Source organism: Pseudoduganella aquatica, assembly GCF_020865585.1.
In the GTDB taxonomy this organism is placed as follows: Bacteria; Pseudomonadota; Gammaproteobacteria; order Burkholderiales; family Burkholderiaceae_D; genus Rugamonas; species Rugamonas aquatica_A.
In genome coordinates this window covers 5,440,262-5,463,145 of the sequence record NZ_CP086370.1, presented here as the reverse complement: position 1 = coordinate 5,463,145, position 22,884 = coordinate 5,440,262, and the positions used below count along the sequence as shown (strand labels likewise).

At 67.2% G+C, this 22,884-nt stretch carries 20 protein-coding genes; 14 read left to right on the top strand and 6 right to left on the bottom strand.

Annotated elements, in window-relative coordinates:
• Positions 1–69 precede the first annotated feature (69 nt).
• Positions 70–576: a GAF domain-containing protein gene (locus KT882_RS24385; RefSeq protein WP_161072692.1), complete on the bottom strand. Its 507-nt coding sequence runs from the start codon at positions 574–576 to the stop codon at positions 70–72.
• Positions 577–753: 177 nt separating this feature from the next.
• Between KT882_RS24385 and KT882_RS24380 the strand changes: the two genes are divergently transcribed.
• From KT882_RS24380 to KT882_RS24320, 14 genes are all read left to right on the top strand, one after another.
• Positions 754–3,303: a hybrid sensor histidine kinase/response regulator gene (locus KT882_RS24380; protein WP_161072691.1), complete on the top strand. Its 2,550-nt coding sequence runs from the start codon at positions 754–756 to the stop codon at positions 3,301–3,303.
• A gap of 101 nt (positions 3,304–3,404) precedes the next feature.
• Entirely contained in the window at positions 3,405–4,292 is an 888-nt protein-coding gene (locus KT882_RS30840) for a RecQ family ATP-dependent DNA helicase (RefSeq protein ID WP_321170294.1), read from the top strand.
• Between the two features lie 11 nt (positions 4,293–4,303).
• Positions 4,304–5,053 carry a RecQ family zinc-binding domain-containing protein gene (locus tag KT882_RS30835; protein WP_321170293.1) on the top strand — a complete coding sequence of 250 codons (750 nt, stop codon included), beginning with the start codon at positions 4,304–4,306 and terminating at the stop codon, positions 5,051–5,053.
• Positions 5,054–5,068: 15 nt separating this feature from the next.
• Positions 5,069–6,079 (top strand): ligase-associated DNA damage response exonuclease, encoded by a 1,011-nt coding sequence (locus KT882_RS24370; RefSeq protein WP_161072689.1) that lies wholly within the window; start codon positions 5,069–5,071, stop codon positions 6,077–6,079.
• The gene (locus tag KT882_RS24365) at positions 6,072–7,700 is read left to right on the top strand and encodes an ATP-dependent DNA ligase (protein ID WP_228893519.1); all 1,629 of its coding nucleotides are present in this window, start codon (positions 6,072–6,074) and stop codon (positions 7,698–7,700) included. The genes KT882_RS24370 and KT882_RS24365 overlap by 8 nt, the downstream gene beginning before the upstream one ends.
• The gene (locus KT882_RS24360) at positions 7,697–10,165 is read left to right on the top strand and encodes a ligase-associated DNA damage response DEXH box helicase (protein WP_228893518.1); all 2,469 of its coding nucleotides are present in this window, start codon (positions 7,697–7,699) and stop codon (positions 10,163–10,165) included. Before KT882_RS24365 ends, KT882_RS24360 begins: the two co-directional genes overlap by 4 nt.
• On the top strand, positions 10,162–10,857 hold the full coding sequence (gene pdeM, locus KT882_RS24355) for a ligase-associated DNA damage response endonuclease PdeM (RefSeq protein ID WP_228893517.1): 696 nt from the start codon (positions 10,162–10,164) through the stop codon (positions 10,855–10,857). The genes KT882_RS24360 and pdeM overlap by 4 nt, the downstream gene beginning before the upstream one ends.
• 118 nt (positions 10,858–10,975) lie before the next feature.
• Complete coding sequence (locus KT882_RS24350; RefSeq protein ID WP_161072685.1) at positions 10,976–11,386, top strand: KGG domain-containing protein; 411 nt, start codon at positions 10,976–10,978, stop codon at positions 11,384–11,386.
• A 190-nt stretch (positions 11,387–11,576) separates the two neighbouring features.
• Complete coding sequence (locus tag KT882_RS24345) at positions 11,577–12,209, top strand: PepSY-associated TM helix domain-containing protein (protein WP_371869358.1); 633 nt, start codon at positions 11,577–11,579, stop codon at positions 12,207–12,209.
• 11 nt (positions 12,210–12,220) lie between these two features.
• Positions 12,221–12,733, top strand: a complete 513-nt coding sequence (locus KT882_RS24340) for a DUF2271 domain-containing protein (RefSeq protein WP_161072684.1) — start codon at positions 12,221–12,223, stop codon at positions 12,731–12,733.
• 12 nt (positions 12,734–12,745) lie between these two features.
• On the top strand, positions 12,746–13,564 hold the full coding sequence (locus KT882_RS24335; protein WP_228893516.1) for a DUF4198 domain-containing protein: 819 nt from the start codon (positions 12,746–12,748) through the stop codon (positions 13,562–13,564).
• A gap of 85 nt (positions 13,565–13,649) precedes the next feature.
• A complete protein-coding gene (locus tag KT882_RS24330) occupies positions 13,650–14,723 on the top strand; it encodes an FAD:protein FMN transferase (RefSeq protein ID WP_228893515.1) in 1,074 nt (357 codons plus the stop codon).
• Between the two features lie 5 nt (positions 14,724–14,728).
• Positions 14,729–16,093: a sulfite reductase subunit alpha gene (locus KT882_RS24325; protein WP_161072681.1), complete on the top strand. Its 1,365-nt coding sequence runs from the start codon at positions 14,729–14,731 to the stop codon at positions 16,091–16,093.
• A 283-nt stretch (positions 16,094–16,376) separates the two neighbouring features.
• Positions 16,377–19,130: a TonB-dependent receptor gene (locus KT882_RS24320; RefSeq protein ID WP_228893514.1), complete on the top strand. Its 2,754-nt coding sequence runs from the start codon at positions 16,377–16,379 to the stop codon at positions 19,128–19,130.
• Positions 19,131–19,199: 69 nt separating this feature from the next.
• Here KT882_RS24320 and KT882_RS24315 read toward each other — a convergent pair whose 3' ends face one another.
• The 5 genes from KT882_RS24315 to KT882_RS24295 all read right to left on the bottom strand — a co-directional run bounded on the left by KT882_RS24315 (position 19,200) and on the right by KT882_RS24295 (position 22,842).
• Positions 19,200–20,414 carry a DUF2325 domain-containing protein gene (locus KT882_RS24315; protein ID WP_228893513.1) on the bottom strand — a complete coding sequence of 405 codons (1,215 nt, stop codon included), beginning with the start codon at positions 20,412–20,414 and terminating at the stop codon, positions 19,200–19,202.
• 9 nt (positions 20,415–20,423) lie between these two features.
• Positions 20,424–20,759: a hypothetical protein gene (locus KT882_RS24310; RefSeq protein WP_228893512.1), complete on the bottom strand. Its 336-nt coding sequence runs from the start codon at positions 20,757–20,759 to the stop codon at positions 20,424–20,426.
• A gap of 82 nt (positions 20,760–20,841) precedes the next feature.
• The gene (gene hemP, locus KT882_RS24305) at positions 20,842–21,045 is read right to left on the bottom strand and encodes a hemin uptake protein HemP (RefSeq protein ID WP_228893511.1); all 204 of its coding nucleotides are present in this window, start codon (positions 21,043–21,045) and stop codon (positions 20,842–20,844) included.
• A gap of 142 nt (positions 21,046–21,187) precedes the next feature.
• Positions 21,188–22,060 (bottom strand): Crp/Fnr family transcriptional regulator, encoded by an 873-nt coding sequence (locus tag KT882_RS24300; protein WP_228893510.1) that lies wholly within the window; start codon positions 22,058–22,060, stop codon positions 21,188–21,190.
• A gap of 137 nt (positions 22,061–22,197) precedes the next feature.
• A complete protein-coding gene (locus KT882_RS24295; protein ID WP_228893509.1) occupies positions 22,198–22,842 on the bottom strand; it encodes a response regulator in 645 nt (214 codons plus the stop codon).
• Positions 22,843–22,884: the final 42 nt, after the last annotated feature.

Genomic DNA, 22,884 nt, shown 5'->3' with positions numbered 1-22,884 from the left:
TGGAAGTCCAGAGGAAGCAGGCGGGCGCATGCGCAGTATCAATCCGCATGCGTCCGGGAGAGCGCGGGCTTAGGCGGGCAGGGTGGCTTCGAGCAAGCGCACCAGGGACTGGATGCCTTCGGAATCGACTTCGTCGAAACGGTTCGGCAGCGGGCTGTCGAGGTCGAACACGCCGTGGATGGCGCCGCCGGCGAACACCGGCACCACCAGCTCGGAGCGCGAGTTGACGTCGCAGGCGATGTGGCCGGGGAAGGCGTGCACGTCCGGAACCAGGATGGGCTCGCCTTTTTCCACGGTGCTGCCGCAGACGCCGCGTCCTTTTTTGATGCGGATGCAGGCCGGCTTGCCCTGGAACGGTCCCAGCACCAGTTCGTCGCCCTTGAGGAAGTAGAAGCCGGCCCAGTTCAGGCCCGGCATGGTGTTGAACACCAGCGAACTGAAGTTGGCGGTATTGGCGATCACGTCGGTCTCGCCGGCCAGCAGGCCTTGCAGCTGGGAGCGCAGATCGGCGTACATGGCCTGTTTGGCTTCCGGGGTGTCGGTGCCGTAGGCGGCGTCGCTAAGGGTAAAAGTCATGATGGCAGGTAAAAAAATGGCTGAGGGCAGTATCTTACGCCGGTCTGGCCGGATTTGCCGGATTGTGATTCCCCGTGATCGCGCGCACGCGGCGCCGATATTGCGGTACAGTTTGACATAGCCACCGTGGCCACCGTCGCCACCATAGCCAACACAGGAACAGGAGCAGCAGTCCGAATGAATTCTCTCAGCCACCAGCTCCAGCCGCTGCCGCCGCAGTGCTATGCGCCGCAGGGCGGCGGCGACACGGGGCGCCTGGTGCGCGAGTTCGACTGGGCCGCCACCGCCCTGGGACCGATGGCGCAGTGGTCGCCGGCGCTGCGCACCACGGTCGACATCCTGCTCAACACCCCGGTCGCCATGGTGCTGATGTGGGGGCCGGCGCACGTGATGATCTACAACGACGCCTATGCCGGCATCGCCGGCGCGCGCCATCCGCGCATCCTGGGCGCCACGGTGGAAGGCGGCTGGCCCGAACTGTGGGACTGGAACCGCGAGATGCTGGAAACCGGCTTCCGTGGCGAGCTGCGCCGCGTGCGCGAAGCGCCGATGACGGTGCTGCGCAACGGCATGCCCGAGCAGGTCTGGTTCGACCTGGACTACACGCCGGTGCGCGACGGCGGGGCCGAGGTGGGCGGCGTGCTGTGCACCGTCAGCGCCGCCGCCTGGGGCCGGCCGCGCGAGCAGATGGAGCAGGCCCTGCGCGCCAGCCAGGACCGTCTGGCCGCCATCTTCGGCCAGGCCTCGGTGGGCCTGTCAGAGCTGGACCTGAGCGGGCGCTTCCGCCGCGTCAACGGCGCGCTGTGCCAGATGCTGGGGCGCGGCGAGGAGGAACTGCTGGGCCTGCACATGGACGACATCATCCACCCGCTGGACATGGACGAGAACCGCGCGCGGGTGGCGCGCCTGCTGGCAGACGGCGTGCCGTTCACGCTGGAAAAGCGCTACCTGAAGCCGGACGGCGACTGGGTCTGGATTTCCAGCAGCATGAGCCGGCTGGTGGACGAGGACGGCGAGCCGCAGGCGCTGATCGCGGTCAAGACCGACATCACCGAGCGGCGCCGCATCGAAGTGGCGCTGCGCGACCTGAACGACACCCTGGAGCAGCGCGTGGGCCGCGAGATCGCCGAGCGCGACAAGGCCGAGGACGCGCTGCGCCAGTCGCAGAAGATGGAAGCGGTGGGCCAGCTGACCGGCGGCGTGGCGCACGACTTCAACAATGTGCTGCAAATCATCTACGGCAATCTGCACCTGCTGCAGCAGGACGCGCCGGCCGACGGCGCCGCGCGCCAGCGCCTGGCCATGGCGATTGCGGCGGTCGAGCGCGGCGCCAAGCTGTCCTCGCAGCTGCTAGCGTTCGCGCGGCGCCAGCCGCTGCAGCCGGTGGTGGCCAACCTGGGCCGCCTGGTCGGCAATATGGGCGAGCTGCTGCGCCGCACGCTGGGCGAGCCGGTGGAGGTGGCCACCATCGTCGGCAGCGATTTGTGGAACACGCTGGTGGACCCGGGGCAGATTGAAAACGTGGTGCTGAACCTGGCCATCAACGCGCGCGACGCCATGCGCGGCGGCGGCAAGCTCACCATCGAGATCAGCAACGCCGTGCTGGACGAGTACTACGTGCACAACCTGCTCGACGTGCCGTCCGGCCAGTACGTGATGCTGTCCGTGAGCGACACCGGCTGCGGCATGCCGCCCGACGTGCTGCAGCGCGCCTTCGAGCCTTTCTTCACCACCAAGCCGGAAGGCGAGGGCACCGGCCTGGGCCTGTCGATGGCGTATGGCTTCGTCAAGCAGAGCCGGGGCCATATCAAGATCGCCAGCGAGCCGGGCGAGGGCACCAGCGTCAAGATCTACCTGCCGCGCTCCTGCGCGGAGGAGAGCCAGGAGCTGCCCGGCCTGGGCGGGCCGGCCAGCGGCGGCAGCGAGACCGTGCTGGTGGTGGAGGACGACCCCGGCGTGCGCGCGGTGGTGCTGGACATGCTGGGCGGCCTGGGCTACCGCGTGCTGCAGGCCGAAAACGGCGAGCAGGCGCTGGCGGTGATCGAGCGCGAGCCGGTCGACCTGCTGTTTACCGACGTGGTGATGCCGGGCGCCCTGCGCAGCCCGGACCTGGCGCGCGCCGCGCGCGCCATCCAGCCGGAACTGGCGGTGCTGTTCACGTCCGGCTATCCGCGCAGCGCCATCGTGCACGGCGGCCGGGTGGACGCCGGCCTGGAACTGCTGAGCAAACCCTACCGGCGCGACGACCTGGCGCGCAAGCTGCGCCACGTGTTCAACAACCGCAGCCAGGAAAAGCTGGCGCGCGGCCGCAAGCTGGAGCCGGGCGGCGGACCGGCGGCAGCCGCAAGCGGCACCATACCGGCATTCGTTCCCGGCAGCGGCGGCGCGCTGCGCATCCTGGTGGTGGAGGACAATCTCGATTCGCAGCAAATGGTGTGCGAGCTGATCGGCATGCTGGGCCACCATGTCAGCGGCGTGTGCGACGGCGAGCAGGCCTGGGCGCTGCTGGAGGCCGAGCGCTTCGACATCCTGTTTACCGACATCAGCCTGCCCGGCATGTCCGGCATCGACCTGGCGCGGCGCATGCTCGCGGCGGGCCAGCCCACCCGCATCATCTTTTCCACCGGCTACGGCAAGGAAGCGCTGTCCCAGCTGGAATTCCCGGCCGGCGTGCTGCGCAAGCCCTACGACCTGGCCGAACTCCAGGCCGCGCTGAACAATACCTAGCGGCCCTCCTACGGCTGCTGTAGGCGGCGTCCTATGGCGTCCTCCCCATCCGCCGCTTACATTAGCTCTAACTACAGTAGCGATGAAGCGAGGCGGACACCATGGCAAGCAGCGACAAGAGCGCGGCGGCACAGCGGCGCGTAGCGAAGGAGGCGACGGCGCGCACGCGCCTGATCGGCGGCTTGCTGCGCCGTGTATTCGGCGTGGAAAGCCTGCGTCCGGGCCAGCGCCAGGTGATCGACAGCGTGCTGGCGGGGCGCAACACGCTGGCCATCATGCCCACCGGCAGCGGCAAATCGCTGTGCTACCAGATTCCCGCCTCCATACTGCCGGGCGCCACGGTGGTGGTGTCGCCGCTGATTTCGCTGATGCAGGACCAGCTGGAAAAGCTGGAGGAGATCGGCATCCGCGCCGCGCAGCTCAACAGCAGCGGCATTATCTTCTGCACGCCGGAGCGGCTGGCCATGCCGGAGTTCCTGGCGCTGCTGCAGGCCAGCCAGGTGGACCTGCTGGTGATCGACGAGGCGCACTGCATTTCCCAGTGGGGCCATGACTTCCGCCCCGCCTACCTGGGCATAGGCGCGGCGGTGGCGGCGCTGGGCCGCCCGCCGGTGCTGGCGCTGACCGCCACCGCCACCGGCGACGTGGTGGCGGACATCGGGCAGCAGCTGGGCGTGGCGGACCTGAACGTGATCAACACCGGCATCTACCGCCCCAATCTGCACTACCAGGTGGTGCAGAGCACCAACCCGGACGAGAAGCGCGCCCAGGCGCTGGAGCGGGTCCGCAGCGAAACCGGCGTGGGCATTGTGTACGCGGCCACGGTCAAGGCAGCCGAGGAGATGTACGCGCTGCTGGAGGCGGCGGGCGAAAGCGTGGCGCTGTACCACGGCAAGCTGCCCGCGCAGCAGCGCAGGGACAGCCAGGAGCTGTTCATGAACGGCGCGCGCCGCGTGATGGTGGCCACCAACGCTTTCGGCATGGCATAGACAAGGCCGACGTGCGCTTCGTGCTGCATCTGCAGGTGCCGGCCAATCTGGAAGCCTACTACCAGGAGTCCGGCCGCGCGGGACGCGACGGGCAGATCGCCAACTGCACGCTGCTTTACCTGCAGGCCGACAAGCGCCTGCAGCAGTTTTTCCTGGTCAAGCACTACCCGGAGGCCAACGAACTGCGGACGGTGTACGACGCCGCCTGCAAGCTGGCGGCCGGCGGCCCCTTCGCCTTCGACGCGCTCAAGGCCGAACTGGGCGAGGCCGCGCCGGCCATGCTGCAGGTCTGCCTCAAGCTGCTCAAGGACGGCAAGCTGCTGAAACAGAACCGCCGCCTGGCGTGGCAGCCCGCGGCGGGCGAGCCCTCCGCCGCGCAGTTCGAGCGCCTGGCCGGAGTCTACGCCGACAAGCAGGAGCGCGACCGCGAGGCGCTGGAGCAAATGGTGGGCTATGCGCAAAGCGGCTACTGCCGCTGGAAGCTGCTGCTCGACTATTTCGGCGACGAGACGCCCGGCTTCGAGCGCTGCTGCCAGTGCGATAATTGCCTGGCGCCGCCGCAGGCGGCCTTTGATCCCGGCGAGACCTTCGCCATGCCGGCGCCGCCGGCGGCCGGCCCGCAGATCGAAGTGGGCAGCCAGGTCAAGGTGGCCAAGTTCGACATCGGCACCGTGCTGTCGGTGGCGGGAGACCAGGTCACGATAGCGTTTCCGGAGAATACAACCAAGACCTTCATGGCCGGTTTTGTCGAGCCGGTCTAGCCTGGGAGGAGACCCATGTCCGACATGGTGGTAGTGCGCAAGGAGGGCCTGTACTGCGTGCCCGGCGATTTCTACATCGACCCGTGGCGGCCGGTGGCCAGGGCCGTCATCACGCACGCGCATTCCGACCACGCACGCCAGGGCCACGGCCACTACCTGGCCGCCGCGCCCGGCGTGAACATTCTCAAGTCGCGCCTGGGCGAGATCAATGTGCAGGGCCTGGACTACGGCACGGAAGTGGAGCACAACGGCGTGCGCATCTCGCTGCATCCGGCCGGCCATGTGCTTGGCTCGGCGCAGGTGCGCATGGCGCACCGCGGCGAGGTGTGGGTGGCTTCCGGCGACTACAAGGTGGAGGCGGACGCCACCTGCGCGCCGTTCGAGCCGGTGCGCTGCGACACCTTCATCACCGAGTCCACCTTCGGCCTGCCCATCTACCGCTGGCAGCCGCAGGAGCAGGTCTACGCCGACATCAACGCCTGGTGGGCGCGCAACGCGGAGCAGGGCCGCGCCAGCGTGCTGCTGGGCTATTCCTTCGGCAAGGCGCAGCGCATGCTGAGCGGGCTCGATCCGTCCATCGGCCCCATCGTCTGCCACGGCGCGGTGGAGCCGCTGAACCGCGTGTACCGCGCGGCCGGCGTGGCGCTGCCGGAGACGCGCATGGTGACGGAAGTGGACAAGGCGGAGCTGCGCCGCGCCATTGTGCTGGCGCCGCCGTCGGCGGCGGGCTCGCCGTGGATCAAGCGCTTCGGCGACTACAGCGACGCCTTCGCCAGCGGCTGGATGCTGCTGCGCGGCGCGCGCCGCCGGCGCGGCGTGGACCGGGGCTTTGTGCTGTCGGACCACGCGGACTGGCCGGGACTGATGTCCGCCATCAAGGCCACCGGCGCGCAGCGCGTCATCGTCACGCATGGCTCCATACCGGTGATGGTGCGCTGGCTGTGCCAGAACGGCCTGGACGCCAGCGGCTTCGACACCGAATACGGCGACGACGAAGCGGAGGAGGGCGAGGTGCCGCATGCGTGAATTCGCCCGTCTCTACGCCGAACTGGACGAGACCACGTCCACCAGCCGCAAGCTCGATGCGCTGCAGGCTTTTTTCGCCAGCGCGGCGCCGGAGAACGCGGCGTGGGCGGTGTATTTCCTGGCGGGCGGCAAGCCGCGCCAGGCGGTGCCGGTCAAGCTGCTGCGCCAGTACGCCACCGAGTTCGCCGGCCTGGACGAGTGGCTGTTCGACGAGTGCTACCACGCGGTGGGCGACCTGGCCGAGACCATCGCGCACATTCTGCCCGCGCCCAGCCGGCGCAGCGACGCGGGCCTGGCGGAATGGGTGGAGCAGCGCATTGCGCCGCTGCGCGGGGCGGCGCCGGAAACCATACGCGAGGCCTTGTTCCGCTATTGGGACGAACTGGAAACGCGCGAACGCTTCCTGCTGTCCAAGCTGATAGGCGGCGGCTTCCGCGTCGGCGTGTCGCGCCTGCTGGTCACGCGCGCGCTGAGCGCCATCGCGGCGGTGGACGGCAAAGTGATCGCGCAGCGGCTGATGGGCTGGACCGACGGCCGCGTCAGCCCCACGGCGCAGGGCTTTCTGCAGCTGGTCAGCGCGCAGTCGGCGGACGAGCATGCGCAGCGCGGCGGCCAGCCCTATCCCTTCTTCCTGGCGCACCAGCTGCAGGCCGCGCCCGAGTCGCTGGGGGCGCTGGAAGACTGGCAGGCCGAGTGGAAGTACGACGGCATGCGCGCGCAGCTGGTGTGCCGGGAAGGGAAGAACTGGCTGTGGTCGCGCGGCGAGGAACTGATCACGGACCGCTTTCCCGAGCTGGCCGCGCTGGCCCTGCCGGAAGGCACGGTGATCGACGGCGAAATCCTGGTCTGGCGCGGCGCCGACGCGCCAGCTCCCTTCGCCGACCTGCAAAAGCGCATCGCGCGCAAGACCCTGTCGGCCCGCATGCTGGGCGAGCTGCCGGCCGTGCTGCTGGCTTACGATCTGCTGGAGCAGGACGGCGCCGACCTGCGCGCGCTGCCGCAGCGCGAGCGGCGCGCCATGCTGGAAGGGCTGGTGGCCGCGCTGGCGCTGCCGGCCTTGCGCCTGTCGCCGCTGGTGCAGGCGCAGAGCTGGGAACAGCTGGCCGGCATCCGCGCCGAGTCGCGCGCGCGCGGCGTGGAGGGATTGATGCTGAAGGCGGCGTCCGCGCAGTACGGCGTGGGCCGCACCAAGGATGTGGGCACGTGGTGGAAGTGGAAGATCGATCCCTATTCGGTGGACGCGGTGCTGATCTATGCGCAGGCCGGCCATGGGCGCCGCGCGTCGCTGTACACGGACTACACCTTCGCAGTGTGGGACGGCGAGGAAGATGGACGCCAGCTGGTGCCGTTCGCGAAAGCGTATTCGGGGCTGACGGACGCGGAGATCGCGCAGGTCGACAACGCCATCCGCCGCACCACGATAGAAAAATTCGGGCCGGTGCGCAGCGTGAAGCCCAGCATGGTGTTCGAGATCGGCTTCGAAGGCATTGCGCTGTCGCCGCGCCACAAGTCGGGCATTGCCGTGCGCTTCCCGCGCATCCTGCGCCGCCGCGACGACAAGACCGTGGACGATGCCGATACGCTGGAAACGCTCAAGGGCCTGCTGGCCGGCGCGGCATGAGCGGCCCGGGCGCGGCGCAGGTGGACGCGTGGTTCGCCGCCCGGGGCTGGGCTGTGTTTCCCTTTCAGCGCGAGGTCTGGCGCGCCGCGCTGGCCGGCGCATCGGGCCTGCTGCATGCAACGACAGGCTCGGGCAAGACTTACGCGGTCTGGTTCGCGGCCTTGCTGCGCGCGGGCGCACAGGCGCCGCGCCGCAAGGCTGGCCTGCGCGTGCTGTGGATCACGCCCATGCGCGCCCTGGCCGCCGACACGCTGCGCACGCTGGAATCCTCCGCCGCCGAGCTGGCCCCCGGCTGGACCGTCGCCGCCCGCACCGGCGATACCGCGTCCGCCGAGCGCGCCCGCCAGGCCAGGCGCCTGCCGGACGCCCTGGTCACCACGCCCGAATCCCTGACCCTGATGCTCAGCAAGCCGGACGCCGAGCAGCACTTCGCCCTGCTGGACATGGTGGTGATCGACGAATGGCACGAACTGATGGGCAACAAACGCGGCGTGCAAACCCAGCTTGCGCTGGCGCGGCTGCGCAAGTGGAATCCGGACCTGCCGGTGTGGGGCCTGTCGGCCACGCTGGGCCAGCTGGAGCGGGCCAGGGACGTGCTGCTCGGCGAGGGGCAGGGCGTGCTGGTGGAAGGCCATGTGCGCAAGGAGCTGCTGATCGACACCCTGATTCCGGACCACCCGTCGCGCTTTCCCTGGGCCGGCCACCTCGGCATGCAGATGCTGCAGCCGGTGATCGCCGAGATCGAACGGCACGCCACCACGCTGGTGTTCACCAACACGCGTTCGCAGTCCGAGCTGTGGTACCAGAACCTGCTGGACGCCCGCCCCGACTGGGCCGGTTTGATCGCGCTGCACCACGGCTCGCTGGACAGGGAGGTGCGCGCGTGGGTGGAGCAGGGCCTGAAAAGCGGCGCGCTGAAAGCCGTGGTGTGCACCTCCAGCCTGGATCTCGGCGTGGACTTCCTGCCGGTCGAACGCGTGCTGCAGATCGGCAGCGCCAAGGGCGTGGCGCGGCTGCTGCAGCGCGCCGGGCGTTCCGGCCATGCGCCCGGCCGCGCCTCGCGCGTCACCCTGGTGCCTACGCACAGCCTGGAGCTGCTGGAGGCGGCCGGCGCGCGCCAGGCCGTGGCGTTGCGGCGCATCGAATCGCGCGCCGCGCCGGACAAGCCGCTGGACGTGCTGGTGCAGCACCTCGTCACCATCGCGGCCGGCGGCGGCTTCCGTTCGGACGAGCTGCTGGCGGAGGTGCGCGGCGCATGGTCCTACCGCAGCCTGACGGAGCAGGAGTGGCAATGGGCGCTGGACTTCGTGGCGCGTGGCGGGCAAAGCCTGACCGTCTATCCCGAATACCGCCGCGTGCTGCCGGACGGGGACGGCGTGTACCGCGTGCCGGACGCCGCCATCGCGCGCCGCCACCGCATGGGCATAGGCACCATCGTTTCCGAGGCCAGCATCCAGGTCAAGTTCATGAACGGCGGGCGCATCGGCACCGTGGAGGAATCCTTTATTTCGCGGCTGCGCAAGGGCGACCATTTCCTGTTCGGCGGGCGCATACTGGAATTCGTGCGGGTCCACGAGATGACGGCCTACGTGCGGCGCGCCACCGGCGGCAAGGGCGCCGTGCCGCGCTGGCAGGGCGGCAAGATGCCGCTGTCGTCCGAGCTGGCGCATGCGGTGCTGGAACAGCTGCGGGAGGCCGCGCAAGGCCGCTATGCGGGGCCGGAGATGGCCGCCGTGCGTCCGCTGCTGGAGGTGCAGCAGCGTTGGTCCGCCTTGCCGGCGCCGGACGCCACGCTGGCCGAGTGCATGCAAAGCCGCGAGGGGCGGCACTTGTTCCTGTATCCCTTTGCGGGCCGCGCGGTGCACCTGGGACTGGCCTCGCTGCTGGCCTGGCGCGTGGCGCGCACGCAGCCGGCCACTTTCTCGATTGCGGTCAACGATTACGGCCTTGAGCTGCTGGCGGCGGACGGGGAGGGGGCGCCCGACTGGCGCGCGCTGCTCGATGCAGGCCAGGACGGTTGCACGCCGCTGTTCAGCACCAGTGATCTGCTGGAGGACGTGCTGGCCAGCCTGAACGCCACCGAGCTGTCGCAGCGCCGCTTCCGGGAAATTGCGCGCATCGCGGGGCTGGTGTTCCAGGGCTATCCGGGCCAGCCCAAAAGCGCGCGCCAATTGCAGGCTTCGTCTTCGCTGTTTTTCGAGGTCTTCCGCAAGCACGACGCGGCCAATTTGCTGCTGACGCAGGCGCAGCGCGAAGTGCTGGAACAGGAGCTCGAACTGGAGCGCCTGCGCGCGGCCTTGCTGGAGCTGCAGCGGCGCAGCCTGTCCCTGCACGAGGTGAAGCGCGCCACGCCGTTCGGCTTCGGGCTGATGGTGGAGCGCTTCCGCGAAAAACTCAGCACGGAGAAGCTGTCGGACCGCGTGGCGCGCATGCTGCGCGAGCTGGAAAAGGCGGCCGGGCCATGAGCGCGCACATCACGCCCATCGCAGACGGCGCCTGCGCCATCGAGCTGGCCGGCGAGACGGTTTTGCTGCTGCCGGAGAAGGCCTTGTTCTGGCCGCGCCTGCGGTTGCTGGCGGTGGCCGATATTCATTTCGGCAAGGCGGCGGCTTTCCGCGCGCTGGGCGTGCCTGTGCCGGGCGGCACCACGGCGGACAACCTGGAGAGGCTGGACCGGCTGCTGGCAGCGCACGGCGTGGCGCACCTGGTTTTCCTCGGCGACTTCCTGCACGCCAAGGCGGCGCGCGCGCCGGCCACGCTGGCGGAGCTGGCGAGCTGGCGCGGGCGGCATCCGGCGCTGCGCCTGACGCTGGTGCGCGGCAACCACGACCTGCACGCGGGCGATCCGCCGGAGGCGCTGGGCATAGCGGTGGCCGACGAACCGTTTGCGCTGGCGCCGTTTCAGTTTTGCCACCATCCGGAACTGGATGCGCCGGGCTATGTACTGGCGGGCCATGTGCACCCGGTGTTCCATCTCGCGGCGGGGCGCGATGCGCTGCGCCTGCCTTGCTTCGTGGCTGGCGGGCGGCGCGCCATCCTGCCCTCGTTCGGCGCCTTCACCGGAGGCCATGCGCTGCGGCTTGCCGGCGACGACAAGCTGTACCTGGTGGCGGGCGACAAGGTGCTGCCGCACGCAATGTTGAACGCTGGAAGGTAAGCAAAACTCGGTCACGAAATGCGGGACTGTTCCTACGCCTTGTCTTGCAAGTGTCCTATGGGCGCTGCGAAATCGATGCACTACCATGAGTTTCTCTATCCACGACAGGAGACTCACCATGGCTAGCAATCAAGGCAAAGGGCAGGACAACAAAGGCAGCAGCGCAAGCAGCAGTGCAAGCAGCGGCAGCAAGCAGGGCGGTACGCAGTCCAGCAGCAAGCAGAGCGGCGACACCAGCAGCCGTGGCTTCGCGTCCATGGATCCGCAGCGCCAGCGTGAAATCGCCGCCGAAGGCGGGCGCGCAGCCCACGAAAAAGGCACGGCGCACGAGTTCACTTCCGAAGAAGCGCGCCGCGCCGGCAGCATGAGCCACAAGAACGACCAGAACAGCCAGAGCAGCTCGGCCAGCTCCGGCTCGCGCAGTGGCGGCCAGGGCGGCAATGAAGGCAGCAGCCGGGGCGGCAACCAGGGCGGTAGCCAAGGCAGCAACCAAGGCAGCAGCCAGGGCGGCAGCAAGGGCGGTCGTTAAGTCTGCACGGCAATAACACCAACCATCCTTACAGAGTGCCCGGCGCCAAGTCATTGGCGCCGGGCATTTTTGTATGTGTGCTGCAAAGAAAAATATCGTAATGTAACAATTGCCCTAGCCGATTGACTTCGCAAATGATAATCATTACCATTCTCAACTCGATGACCTACCCTATCAAGAAAGTATTCTCGTGAGCGCTTCCCCGAATGCCGGCCGAGCCTTGTGGCTGAAGACGCTGCACCAGTGGCATTGGATCAGCTCCGCGCTGTGCCTGCTGGGCATGTTTTTGTTCAGCATCACCGGCATCACGCTGAATCACGCGGCGCAGATCGAAGCCAAGCCCAGCGTGGTGCGCAAGCAGGCCGAGGCGCCTGCCGCGCTGGCCGCCGAACTGAAGAAGTTCGCCGCCGCGCACGACGGCGACAAGGCGCCGCTGCCGGAGAGCGCCGAGCGCTGGCTGCGCGACACCTGGTCGCTGAAGGCGGGCGGGCGCAGCGCCGAATGGTCGCTGGACGAGGTCTACCTGCCGCTGCCCAAGGCCGGCGGCGACGCCTGGGTGCGCATCGGCCTGGAGGACGGCGCCGCCGAATTCGAGCATACCGACCGTGGCTGGGTGTCCTGGCTGAACGACGTGCACAAGGGGCGCAACACCGGCGCGGCCTGGAACTGGTTTATCGACATCTTTGCCGCCGCCTGCCTGGTGTTCTGCATCACCGGCCTGCTGATATTGAAATTCCACGCCGCCAACCGGCCGTTCACCTGGCCCATGGTCGGGCTGGGCATCCTGATTCCCTTTGTCATTGCATTGCTGTTCATCCATTAAAAAGGCAACTCATGAAATTACGCTACTCCATCGCTGCCGCCATCCCCCTGCTCAGCGCCCAGGCCATGGCGGCCGACCTGGCCCTCAAGCTGGAAATCCCGCAACTGAACGTGGCGGAGTACCACCGCCCATATATCGCGGCCTGGCTGGAGAATGCGGACCAGAAAGTGGTGGCCAACCTGGCGGTGCTGTACGACACCAAGAAGAAGGACAACGCCGGCACCAAGTGGCTCAAGGATATGCGCCAGTGGTGGCGCAAGAGCGGCCGCGACCTGGCCATGCCGATGGACGGCGTAAGCGGCGCCACCAAGTCGCCGGGCGAGCACACGCTGAGCTTCCCGCTGTCCAGGGACGGCCTGGACAAGCTGCCGGCCGGCCAGTACAACCTGCTGGTGGAAGTGGCGCGCGAAGCGGGCGGACGGGAAGTGGTGAAGGTGCCGCTGACCTGGCCGCTGAAAGCCGCCCAGGTGGCCAGCGCCAAAGGCAAGGAAGAAGTCGGCGCCGTCGCCGTTCAACTCAAATAAAGGCAGCCCAAGATGAAAACCACAAAATTGCTGCTGGCCGCCGCGCTGGCCGGCCTGGCCCTGAACGCCTATGCCCACAAGCCCTGGCTGCTGCCTTCGTCCTCGCTGGTCGACGCCAAGGACGCCTGGGTGACGGTGGACGCCGCCATCTCCGAAGGCCTGTTCGATATCGACCACCAGCCGCTGAAGCTGGACGCCGTCGTGGTGACCGGCCCGGACGGCGCCAAGGTGGACCTGCAGAACGCCAGCACCGGCCGCCTGCGCAGCACCTTCGACGTCAAGATGAGCAAGCCGGGCACCTACAAGATCGCGCTGGTGCAGCAGAGCGTGATGGGCAGCTACAAGCTGAACGGCGAGATGAAGCGCTTCCGTGGTAGCGAGGAAAGCCTGGCCAAGGACGTGCCGGCCGACGCGCAGGAAGTCAAGCTGACGCGCACCGCCAGCCGCCTGGAAACCTTTGTGTCCGCCACTGAGACGGACACGGCGGTCTTCAAGCCGACCGGCGTGGGCCTGGAACTGGTGCCGGTGACGCATCCGAACGATCTGCGCGCGGGCGAGAAGGCCACCTGGCGCTTCCTGCTGGACGGCAAGCCGGCCGCCAACCAGGCCTTCAGTCTGATACCGGGCGGCGTGAAATACCGCGGCACCCTGGGCGAGGTGCGCCACACCACCGACGCCAAGGGCGAAATCACCTTCACGCTGCCGGCGGCGAATATGTACCTGGTGAGCGCCAGCTGGCCGGCCGCCGCCGCGCCTGCGCCCGGCCAGCCGCCGCAAATGCCGCCGCGCCGCGCCACCTACGGCGCCACCGTGGAAGTGCTGCCGCAATAAGGCAGGATTGCCCTCATCCGCGCGCGCCGGCCGAGCTTGCCGGCGCGCCGCTATCGCAGGCGGGCCGCAGACCCGCCGTTTTCCTATGCGCCTGACACTGATACCGCACCAGATTTCCGAGCTTGCCCCGCCCGACGGCGCCGCCATCCATAGTTTTGGCGGCCTGAGCATGGGCACCAGCTGGTCGGTGCTGGTGGCGGACAAGGGCGTGCCGCAGGCGCTCCAGCAGCAGCTCCAGCAGCAGCTCGACCGCGTGGTGGCCGAAATGAGCCACTGGGAAGCCGGTTCCGACCTGGGCCGCTTCAACCGCGCCGCGCCGGGCAGCTGGCAGGCGCTGCCGCCAGCCTTTTTCGACGTGCTGTCCTTTGCCATGCAGGTGGCGCGCGAGTCCGGCGGCGCCTACGACCCTTGTGCCGGCGCCATCGTCAACGCCTGGGGCTTCGGCCCCGCCGGCCGGCACGACCAGCCGGGTTTCGTGGCGCCGGACGCCGCACGCATCGCCGCGCTGCGCGCCGAACGCGCTGCGCAAGTGCTGCGTCTGGAGCCGGGGCCGGTGCCGCATGGCGGCGGGCGGGCGCTGCAGCCGGGCGGACTACAGCTGGACCTGTCGGCCGTAGCCAAGGGCTACAGCGTGGACCGGCTGGCCCACAGCCTGCTGGCGCAAGGCTGGCGCCACTTCCTGGTGGAGGTGGGCGGCGAGCTGCGCGGCGCGGGCATGAAGCCGGACGGCCAGCCGTGGTGGGTGGCGCTGGAACAGCCGCCTGCCGCGCAGCCGCCCGCCGTGCCACAGGCCGAGCCGCAGCCCGAGCCGTTGCCCCAGATCGCGCTGGCGCTGCATGGCTTGTCGGTGGCTACCTCGGGCGACTACCGGCGCTATTTCCTGCAGGACGGCACGCGCTTTGCGCACACCATCGATCCGCGCAGCGCCGCCCCCATCGCCAACCAGCTGGCCGCCGTCACGGTGGTGCATCCGCACTGCATGGCGGCGGACGCCTGGTCCACCGCGCTCACCGTGCTGGGCCTGGAACAAGGCATGGCCCTGGCGGACCGGTTGGGCCTGGCGGCGCGCTTTGTGGTGCGCCAGGATGGCGGCGCAGTTGGCTATACCGAACACCTCAGCGGCCCCATGCGCGGCATGCTGGACGAAGAACAAGACTGACAGCAATGATACTGACCAACGATCCCTTGCGCCTGGCCCTGACGGCGGGCTGTTTCATGGTCTACGGCCTGGTGTGCATGGCGCCCTGGCTGCGCCTGCGCCGCAAGCGCCGGGCCGGCGCGGCCGGACAGGCCGCCGCAGCGCTGGCGCCGGGCTGGATCGTGGCCTACGCCAGCCAGACCGGCTGCGCCGAGGAACTGGCCGGGCAGACGCTGGAAACGCTGCGCCTGGCCGGCATTCCGGCGCGGCTGTGCGAGTTGTCCGCACTGAAACAGCGCGACCTGGCCGAGGCCGAGCGCATCCTGTTCCTGGTCAGCACCTACGGCGAGGGCGATGCGCCCGATGCGGCGGCGGCCTTCGCCAGCCGCATCATGACGCTGAGCCTGCCGCTGCCGCGCCTGCATTACGCGGTGCTGGCGCTGGGTGACATGTCCTACATCAATTATTGCGGCTTTGGCCGCGCGCTTGACCAGTGGCTGCGGGAGCAGGGCGCCAGCAGCCTGTTCGAGCGCATCGAGGTCAACTGCAACGCCGAACCGGCGATCGCGGCGTGGCGCCTGCAATTGAGCCACCTGGCCGGCACCAGCGACGCGCCGGACTGGAGCGCGCCGGCCTTCGGCGGCTGGCGCCTGGCCGAGCGCCGCCAGCTCAACGAGGGCAGCGCCGGGGCGCCCATTTTCCATCTCGAGCTTGAGCCGCTGGACGGCGCGCTGCCCGAGTGGCAGGCGGGCGACCTGGTGCAGGTGGCGCCGCCGTCCGACCCGTCCCGGGCGCGCGAGTATTCGATCGCCTCGGTGCCGGCCGACGGCCGGGTGCATTTGCTGGTGCGCCTGCATGTGCATGGGGACGGCAGCCATGGCCACGCCTCGGGCTGGCTGTGCAGGCAGGCCGAGCCGGGCGAGACGGTGCAGCTGCGGCTGCGCGCCCACCGCCGTTTCCGGCTGGAAGACAACGCCGGCAGGCCGCTGATTCTGATCGGCAACGGTAGCGGCATCGCCGGCTTGCGCGGGCATTTGCGCGCCCGCGCCGGCGCCGGCCAGGTGCGCAACTGGCTGCTGTTCGGCGAGCGCCAGCAGGCCCACGACTACCATTACCGAGACGAAATCGCCGCCTGGCGGCAGTCCGGGCAGCTGCCTGGACTGGACCTGGCCTGGTCGCGCGACGGCGCGGCGCAGCGCTATGTGCAGGATTTGCTGCCGGCCCGCGCCGCGCAATTGCGGGACTGGGTGGCGGACGGCGCGGCGATTTATGTGTGCGGCAGCCTGGACGGCATGGCGGCGGGCGTGGACCAGGCGCTGGCTACGCTGCTGGGCCGGACGGCGCTGGATGAGCTGGCTGCGCAAGGCCGCTACCGGCGTGACGTGTATTGATACAGTTACAGGCTATGTTGCGGAAATCATACAAATTAGCGTGATTTCCGTCGAATTGGCGAAACTTAATTTGTTTCTGGGGTGCTGAACCAGAATTATCTCCAATTATCACGCATTTTGTAACTTTTTGACAATCAGGATGGCGATTTGCTCATAGTAAATGTGTCAGTTGCGTGACATCATCGAGCCTTCCAAGGGCAAGGATGTTAACTTTTTGTGAAGAAAAGATACAAGCACATCACGTGCTTGCCTTGCATTTGATCCACGATGACAGGAGTTGTGCATGGTTTTGAAAGAGAAGATTGGCGCGCGTTCGGTGCGCTTGGCATTTGCAGTCCTGGCCGGTACGGCCGCGCTGACTGGCAACTCCGTTGCTCAGGAACAAATCCAAAAGGTTGAGATTACCGGTTCGGCCATTCGCCGCATCGCCGTTGAAGGCGCACTGCCAGTGCAGCGCCTGTCGCAAGAGCAGATCGCCAAGTCCGGCGCCACCAACGTTGCCGAGCTGATCCAGGCCCTGCCGGCAATGCAAGGTTTCACCATCGATGCCATCGCGGCCGGCACCAACTCGGGCGGCCGCGTGTCGGCATCGATCCATGATATCGGCGAGGACTACACCCTGGTGCTGCTGAACGGCCGCCGCATCGCGCCGCAGGGTTCGGGCAGCACCATCAACCTGAACGCCATCCCACTGGGCGCGGTTGAGCGCGTCGAGATCCTGACCGACGGCGCTTCGGCCCTGTACGGCTCGGACGCCATCGCCGGCGTGATCAACTTCATCCTGAAGAAAAACCTGCAAGGCGGCTCGATTGAAGCTTCCTACAGCCAGCCGGGCGACAGCAGCCCAGGCTCGCAGTCCAACATCAACGCCACCTATGGCTTCGGCGACCTGAACAAGGACCGCTTCAACGTGATGGCGTCGTTCCGCCATGACGAGCGCAAACAGATCAAAGCAATCGACCGCGACTTCGCATCGACCGCTTATGTTCCGTTCAGCAACAAGGGCACCAACTACATCTACGACCGCACCAGCCCGGCAGCCATCCCTGCCAACGTGTCGGCCACCTTCAACAAAGTGGGTAGCGACCCGATCGGCTTCAATCCTTACTTGAAGAAAAACGGCAGCTGCGCACCGATGAACCAGGTTGCCCTGAGCAACACCGCCCTGGTGCAGAACTGCGGCTTCGACTTCGTGCAGACCATCGAGATCGTGCCTGAGAGCAAGCGCGACAGCTTCTTCGGTAAAGCCAGTTTCAAGGCCACTGAAGACATCACCGTGTTCGCCGAGGCAGCCTACTCGCGCCTGGACCTGACCGCGCGCATCGCACCGAACACCGCGTCGGTATCGATCGCCAAGGGCTCGCCGCTGTACAACACCTATGTCAAGCCATATCTGACGGCAGCGCAGGACGCCGATATCAAGGCCGTCACCGCCAGCTATCGCACCTACGACTGGGGCACCCGCGACAGCCAGACCATCACCGATTCCAAAAACTTCGTGCTGGGCGCGGAAGCTGAACTGAGCACCTGGAACCTGAGCGGTGGCCTGACCTGGTCGCAAAACGCGATCGACGAGCGCTATGTGGGCGGCTACGTGAAGAACACGGAATTCCGCGACATGCTGGCCAAGAACCAGTTCGACCCCTTCCTCGGTATCGGCGCGCAATCCGACGCCACCAAGCAGCTGATCGCCAACTCGGTGTACAAGGGTTCGATCCGCGACGCTTCGACCACCCTGAAAGGCATCGACGGCCGCGCTTCGCGTGAACTGTTCGCGCTGCCGGGCGGTCCTGCAGCCATCGCGCTGGGCGGCGACTACCGCAATTACCACTACGTGCAGACCCCGCACGCCACCGGCTCGGACATTTTCGGCTTCAGCGCTTCGCCGGCCTACGATCTGGAACGTGCCAACTATGGCGTGTTCACCGAGCTGAGCGCACCGGTGCACAAGACTGTTGAACTGAGCCTGGCTGCCCGTTACGACACCTTCGACGCGGTCAAGAACGCCATCGCCAACCGCGACATGGGCAGCAAAGAGTCCTCCAGCACCTACAAGCTGTCGGCACGCTGGCAGCCTAGCCAGTCCTTCCTGGCCCGCGGTTCCTACGGCACCGGCTTCAAGGCGCCTTCCATGCTGGACATCGGCCAGCCGCTGGTGGCCGCAGGCTTCACCGCATCGTCGTGGGATTGCCCTGCCAACCTGAAGGCTGAAAAAGCGGACTACTGCCAGGTTGGCAAGCGCCAGTACAACGTCCTGTCGGGTGGCAACGAGAGCCTGAAGCCGGAAAAATCCAAGCAGTTCACGATTGGCTTCCGCTACGAACCGACCTCGACCTTCTCGGTGCAGGCCGACCTGTGGGATGTGAAGCTGAAAGATGCGGTGTCGAGCGTGAGCGAAGCGCTGATCTTCGGCGATCCGGTCAAGTACCGCGACCTGTTCACCACCTTCGTGGATCCAGGCAACAACCAGACCTACTGGGCCAAGAAAACCCTGTCGATCAACATCGGCCAGACCCACAACCAAGGTGTTGACTGGGAAACCACCTACCGTCACCGCTTTGCATTCGGTAACCTGACCAGCACGCTGAATGGCACCTACCTGATCAAGTCGGACTACACCACGCCGGGTACGGATAACGTGTGGGTGAACAGCATGAACTTCTTCGGCGTCAACGATAAGGTGTCTTTCCGCCATGTCGTCCGTCTGACCACCACGCTGGATACCGGTGCGTTCTCGAACCAGCTGACCGCCAACTACCGCAACGGCTACACCGATGCGGAAGCGGAAAGCCGCAACCTGAGCACCAACAAGCTGGAGAAGTTCCGCATGGAAGTGCCATCGCACCTGACCTTCGACTGGCAGGGTAAATGGTCGGTCAACAAGCAGATCGCCCTGCGCGCTGGTGTGAAAAACATCGCCGACCGCAACCCGCCGTTCTCGCTGCGCGCTTCGTCCGGCCACCAGGTTGGTTTCGACCCACGCTATGCTGACCCTATGGGCCGCACCTTCTACATGACCGGTACCTATACCTTCTAATGTAGATTGAAAACAAAAAACCCGCCGGTCCCGAAAGGAACCGGCGGGTTTTTTTTATGCGCGGAAGAATCAGGCCAGGTCGGCTTCTTCCAGGCCGCGCGCCAGGCTGGAGATGCTGGGGTTGTCGATGAATACGCAGCGCTTGCCGGTGCGCTTGCAGAAGTCCTTCACGCGCCAGTAGGCGCTGTGGCTGATGCAGCCGGTCTGGCAGATCACCAGGTCGGCGGCGGCCAGGCTGGCTTCGAGGCGGTTGGCGTTGTCCTCCAGGCCGCCGTCATGGTGGGCGAACTGGGCGCCCACGCGCTCGATCAGCGCGCGGTAGGTCGCCACGTTGCCGGTGCGCCCGCCCACGCACAGGATGCTGCGGTCGGCCAGCCGCTCCGGCATGCGGATCACGTGTTCGGTGAGCGGCTGCGCGGCGCCGCGCTCGGCCTGGGGAAGGGCGTGGACGGCGGCGCCGGCCGGGACCTGCGCGGCGGCCAGCGCCGCCTGCGCTTGCGCCAGCTCCTGCTTCAGGTCCGCCAGCTGGTTGCGCAGCGCGCGCTCGCGCTCGTCCACCTGGCTCAGGCGCTGGGACAGGCGGTCGCGCGTGTCCAGGCCGGGAATCGAGGCGCGCAGCTGCTCCAGTTCATGGCGCAGCGAGTCGGCCAGGCTGTCGCGGCCCACCAGCTGGGCGCGCAGTTGCATCAGCTGGCTGGCGTGCTGGTCCAGTTCGGCGTTGCGCTCCAGCTGCATGGCGGCGCTGCGCTGCTGCATACGGGCCAGTTCGCGCGTCATGCGCGAGTTTTCCTCCAGTACCGCATGGAAGCGCGTGATGTCGGCGCGCGCGCAGGCGCCGGCCTGGTGCTGCACCATGTGCAGGTCGCGGCACATCTGTTCCTCCAGCTCCGGCGTGCAGCGCGCATGCGTGAGTCCGGCCCAGAAGGCGCCGGCCACGTCGCCGTTGGCCACGGCGGCGCGCCACAGCGCGGCCACGGCGGCGCTGTCCTTGGCGCTCTTGAAGCGCAGCAGCACACCGGCGTAGCGCCGCTCCAGCTCCTTCTGCAGGGCTTCGGACAGGCGGTTACGGGCGCCGCATTCGGTCACCACGCCGACGTGGACTTCGTAGTCGTCCGCCACCACGGCGCCGCCGGTGATTTTGCCCACCAGCTTGCGCAGCGCCGCCAGCGGCATGCCCACGCCGACCAGCGGGCAATGGCAGGCGTGGCCCAGTTCCCACAGGCGCCGGCGGCGCGAAGTCTGCGCGCCGCCGGCGCCGGTTTTGGCTTGATGTTTATCGCACATGCCGCCGCCTCACGCCGCCTGTTCGCCGCTGCGCGAGCGGGCCATCAGCCGTTCCAGGAAGTTGTGTTTTTCCTGCACCGGCATGGCGCGCTCGACCACGCCGGCCCATTGCTCGGACAGCTGCTGGCAGGTGGCGCTGAGCACCGGCGCCAGTTCCGGCAAGCTGGCCAGGGCTTTCAAATGGCGCTCGATGACCGAGGCCAGCTTCAGGCAGGCTCCGCTTTCGCCGGCGCTGGCCGTGTAATGCGACATCAGGTGCAGCACGGCGGACAGCATGAGTTCCGGGCGCTGGCCGTGCTGGTTATTGGTCAGGAAGATAGGATCGGTACGGTCGATGATAGCCATCAGGCACTCCTCGCAAGGTCAGGAAGGCTGGCTACCGCATGCGGATGGCTGGCTGGGGTGGGAAGCTTCGGAAGTTCGGTGTTCAGGCGGTCAGGATCAGCTTGCCGAGCTGGGTGATGCGCAGGCGGTAGACTTTGTTGCCGTGTTCAATTTCCACTTCCCGCTGGTCCTGCATCAGGCCGGCGCTGGTCAGGCGGCGGACGGAAGAAGCGGCTGGAGCGGCGCTTCGCGCAGCGGCGGGGAGGGCGGCGCCGGCGGGCGCCAGGGGGGATTTCTCTGCATGCATGTGACACTCCATTAAATGAGAACGATTCGCATTTGCATTATTGTTCAAGCCTGCTTTATTTGCAAGAACAATTTGCGTGGAGCGCGGCCATAAAAAAAGGCCCGCGCTGAGCGGGCCAAACTGGGGTTAACCTGAAGAAAAACTAGACTGCGGCGGCGTACAGCGGCTGGGCGCCGTGGGGCGACGCTGATGCGGCGGCGGCCGCCTTGGCGCGGGCGGCGGGCTGGCGTCCACGCGCGCGCGACGGCGGCAGGCGGCGCAGGTTTTTCAGCGCTTCCGGATCCTTGATGCCTATGGTGCGCTGGTCCACGCTGATCAGGCCCACTTCGTTGAAGGCGGATAGCGTGCGGCTGACCGTTTCCAGCGTCAGGCCCAGGTAGCTGCCGATTTCGTGGCGCGTCATGCGCAGGTTGAACAGCTTGCTGGAATAGCCCATTTGCGCAAAGCGGTCCGACAGCGCGACCAGGAAGCGCGCCACGCGCGCCTCCGCGCTGAGCGCGCCCAGCATGCCTATCATGGCTTGCTCGCGCACGAGTTCGCGGCTCATCACGCCGTACATCATGTTTTCCAGCTCGATATGCACGCGGCCCAGCGCGGCCAGCTTGCGGAAGGGCAGCAGGATCAGGTCGCAGTCGGACAGCGCCACCGCTTCCGACGAGTAGTGGCGGGTGTGGATGCCGTCCACGCCCATCATGTCGCCCTTCATCGGGAAGCTGAGCACCTGCTCGTTGCCGAACTCGTCGATGAGCACGGTTTTCAGGAAGCCGGAGTTGACGATGTACAGCATGTCGAAGGGCTGGCCTATGGTGTGGATGCGCTGGCCGGTCTTGAACTGCACGTGCTGGAACAGCAGTTCCTCCGAGTGGGCGATGTTGACGGGAGGGATATGCAGCAGTTCGCAGACTTCCGTCAGGTTCGACCACAGCCGGCCCTGGCGCTGGCGCCCGGCCTCCAGGCCGGACAGTGGCGCCGCCGGCGCGCCGGGGCGGAATTCGTTGATGTGCGTAGACTGCATGCTTTTCTCCTTGTAGCAGTTATGACCTTCTGGCAACTTCCATCGTGTGATTTCAGTATGCCAACATGGTCTTGCCATAGATATCAGCCGAGGCTGATTGTGGGCGTAGGAGTAAGCGCCCGTTTGTAGGAGTAGTCCTACGTCTTGAAGGGGGACAGCAGGCGGTGCGCCACGGCGTACTGCACCATCTCGGAGAGCGAGGCCATGCCCATCTTCTGCATGATGCGGGTCTTGTGGGTGCTGACCGTCTTTACACTAAGATGCAAGCCATTGGCGATTTCGGTGATGGATTTGCCGGCCACCAGTAGCGAAAACACCTCGAACTCGCGGTCCGACAGCTGTTTGTGCAGCAGACTCTCGTTGGGCAGCATGATGTTGAGCGCCAGCTGCTCGGCCACTTCGGTGCTGATATAGGGCCGGCCGGCGGCCACGCGCCGGATCGCGCCCAGCAGCTGGGTGCCGGCGCTTTCCTTGGTCAGATAGCCTTGCGCGCCGGCGCGGATGGCGCGCACCGCGTACTGCTCCTCCTCGTGCATGGTGAGTATCAGGATGGCCAGCTTGGGCGCCTCGCTGCGGATCTGGCGTATCAGCTCGATGCCGCTGCGCCCCGGCATGGACAGGTCCAGCAGCAGCAGGTCGAAGCCGCCCTGGCGGATGTGGTTCAGTACTTCGAAACCGTCGATGGCTTCGCCGACGATATCGATGTCGGGCGCGCCGTCGAGGATGCGCTTGAGGCCCTCGCGCATAATGGTGTGGTCGTCGGCAATGACTATTTTGATCATGGATTGCTAAGTAGTGTTACAGGGGAGGGGCGGCGGGCAACG